Origin of the sequence: Bradyrhizobium sp. (genome assembly GCF_036009065.1) — a bacterium.
In the GTDB taxonomy this organism is placed as follows: domain Bacteria; phylum Pseudomonadota; class Alphaproteobacteria; order Rhizobiales; family Xanthobacteraceae; genus Bradyrhizobium.
The window spans coordinates 1-3,222 of the sequence record NZ_DASYMN010000178.1; the positions used below are offsets into that span (position 1 = coordinate 1).

3 protein-coding genes are annotated in these 3,222 nt (G+C 60.9%); 2 read left to right on the plus strand and 1 reads right to left on the minus strand.

Annotated features, from left to right (window positions below; all coding sequences use genetic code 11):
* Positions 1–236: hypothetical protein (locus VGP39_RS10680; protein ID WP_327568070.1), on the plus strand; the 236-nt coding region annotated here is incomplete at its 5' end.
* Between the two features lie 48 nt (positions 237–284).
* Here VGP39_RS10680 and VGP39_RS10685 read toward each other — a convergent pair.
* Complete coding sequence (locus tag VGP39_RS10685; protein ID WP_327568071.1) at positions 285–1,730, minus strand: helix-turn-helix domain-containing protein; 1,446 nt, start codon at positions 1,728–1,730, stop codon at positions 285–287.
* A 202-nt stretch (positions 1,731–1,932) separates the two neighbouring features.
* Here VGP39_RS10685 and VGP39_RS10690 point away from each other — a divergent pair.
* On the plus strand, positions 1,933–3,222 hold a 1,290-nt coding region (locus tag VGP39_RS10690), incomplete at its 3' end, for an isocitrate lyase (protein ID WP_327568072.1).

Sequence of the window (3,222 nt, forward strand, 5' to 3'; positions counted from 1 at the left end):
TGGCCAAGGTGGAGCGCCGGGAGGCGCCGCGCCCTACGTCACTGGGCGCGCGCGGCTGGCGTTATCAGCTGCGCAAGGCGGGGCCGCTGCTCCGTCTGAAGGGTGCCTCGCAAGCATCCTGGCGCCTCCCGCCGCTCCATCCCCTCGCGCGGTTCGCGAGGGATTGGCAAAACTCGGACGCAGTGCGCCGCGAGAGCGACAACGCTTGGCTGTTTGAAATTCGAATCGGAATTTGAAGCGAGACGCCTCTTAACCTCGCCCCGCTCTTTTTGTGGAGGCTAAGATCACAGCTCCCTCGCATTGCTGAACGCAAAGCTCGTCACCCGCCGTGTATTCTCGTCCAGGATCAGCGTGCGCGTGATCGGCGGCTCGGCGCGCTGGCTGCAGTTTTCGCGCTCGCAGAGCCGGCAGTTGACGCCGATCGGCGTGCCCTCGGCTTTCTCCAGATCGATGCCGGTGGCGTAGACCAGCCGCGAGGCGTGGCGAATTTCGCACCCCAAGCCGATGGCGAAGCGCGGCTGCGGTTGCGGATGTGGCGCAACGGGGCGCCGCACCATCTGTGCGATCGAGAAATAGCGGCTGCCGTCGGGCAGTTCGATCACCTGTTTCAACAAGCGGTCCGGCGTGTCGAAGGTCGAGTGCACGTTCCACAGCGGGCAGGTGCCGCCGAATTTCGAAAACGGGAAGGTGCCGGAAGAAAATCGCTTGGAGACATTGCCGGCATTGTCGACGCGCAGCATGAAGAACGGCACGCCGCGCGCGTTCGGCCGTTGCAGCGTGGTGAGGCGATGGCAGACCTGCTCGAAGCCGGCATTGAAGCGTTGCGCCAGCACGTGGACGTCGTAGCTCAGCGCTTCCGCGGCAGCATGAAACGCCGCGTAGGGCATCATCACGGCAGCCGCGAAATAATTCGCCAGCGTGATGCGATAGAGCCGGCGCGGCGTTTCATCCAGCGGGCCGGCGCGATTAACGATGGTCTCGAAGATGGCGCCGCATTCGGTAAGCCCAACCTGGAACGCGAGCTGGAACGCACGGCCGGGTCCATCGACCAGTTCGGAAATCAGCAATTGCCGGCGGTGACGGTCGAATCGCCGCAGCGTCTCGCGCATCACATCGACCGGCATGATGCGAGTGACGATGGAATGTTTTTCACGCAACCGGGTACTCAGCGCCGCGAACAGATCCTGCGAGGCGACGTTGATTTCGTCGCGCAGGTTTTCCGCGGCCTGCTCGAGTTCCGGAAAATAGTTGCGGTTGGCCTCGATCAAATCGCGGATGCGTTCGATCGGATTGGCCTCGTATCGGGTGCCCTCATCGCGATCGGCCATCTGCGCGGCGACCAGGGTCTCGCCGCGCCGGGCCTCGGTATAGGCCGCATACAGCCGTTGTAATGAATGAGTAACCCCCGGGCACAGTTCGGCAAGATCGCGCAGTTCCTGCTTCGGCAGGTCGATCTGGCGGAACAGCGGATCGGAGAAAATCTCATTCAACTCAGCGAAAAACCGGTCCTCGTCGGCGCTGGCGAGATCGCGCAGATCGAGGTCATAGGTCTGCGCCAGCCGCATCAACAATTGTGCGGTTACCGGACGCTGGTTGCGCTCGATCAGGTTGATATAGCTCGGAGAAATGCCAAGTCCTTCGGCGATCTGGGTCTGCGACAGTCCCAATTGCTGCCGGATCCGCCGGAATCGCGGACCGACGAACAGCTTTTTCCCTGACTCTCCTGGCACGCTGGTTCCGCTGTGATTGTGACAAATTTGACAACGTTACATTCACACATGTCTTAATGTTACATCACATCACCATTCCCATACAAGCCATCTGTACGAAATTCGAAGTTTCGCGTTTAGCTTTCGGCACGTTTCGCAAGCACTGTCACGAACGTCGATTTGATATCGACGCGGATTTGTCGTCACCGAAGGGATCATGGATATGAACTTCCAGCCACGTGGGATCAGCGATCTGGCCATCCAGGGGCCGGCCACCTATCAAAGTGAAATCGAGGCGGCCGAAGCCCTCCTCAAGGACAAGGACACGTGGAATGGCGTGAAGGCCGAAGCCGTGGCCCGCATGCGCTTGCAGAACCGCTTCAAGACCGGCCTCGATGTCGCGCGCTATACGGCCGCGCTGATGCGTGCCGACATGGCGGCCTATGACGCTGACAGCACGAAATATACCCAGTCGCTCGGTTGCTGGCACGGCTTTATCGCCCAGCAGAAGCTGATTTCGGTGAAGAAGCATTTCGGCGGCAAGACCGACCGCCGCTATCTCTATCTCTCAGGCTGGATGATCGCAGCGCTGCGCTCTGAATTCGGACCGCTTCCCGACCAGTCCATGCACGAGAAGACCTCGGTGCCTGCGCTGATCGAAGAGCTCTACACCTTCCTGCGTCAGGCGGACTCCCGCGAGCTCAACGGCATTTTCCGCGACCTCGACGCGGCCCGCAAGGCAGGCGACAAGGCGAAGGAAACGACGCTGATCGAAAAGATCGATAATTTCCAGACCCACGTCGTGCCGGTTATCGCCGACATCGACGCCGGCTTCGGCAATGCCGAGGCGACCTATCTGCTGGCCAAGAAGATGATCGAAGCAGGCGCTTGCGCCCTGCAGATCGAAAATCAGGTCTCCGACGAGAAGCAGTGCGGCCATCAGGACGGCAAGGTGACGGTGCCGCACGAGGTCTTCATCGCGAAGATCCGCGCCTGCCGCCACGCCTTCCTCGAACTCGGCGTGGACGACGGCATTATCGTGACCCGCACCGACTCGCTCGGCGCCGGCCTCACGCAGCAGATCGCCGTCAGCCACAAGCCGGGCGATATCGGCGACCAGTACAACAGCTTCCTCGATTGCGAAGAAGTCGATGCGTCGAAGATCGGCAACGGTGACGTCATCATCAGCCGAAACGGCAAGCTGCTGCGCCCCAAGCGTCTCGCCAGCAACCTCTATCAGTTCCGCGAAGGAACCGGCCAGGACCGCTGCGTGCTCGACTGCATCACCTCGTTGCAGAACGGCTCCGACCTGTTGTGGATCGAGACCGAGAAGCCAAACATCGAGCAGATCGCCGGGATGGTCGACCGCGTGCGCGAGGTGATCCCGAACGCAAAGCTGGCCTACAACAATTCGCCGTCGTTCAACTGGACGCTCAACTTCCGTTGGCAGGTTTACGATGCGATGAAGCAAGCCGGCAAGGATGTCAGCAAATACAACCGTGCCGAGCTGATG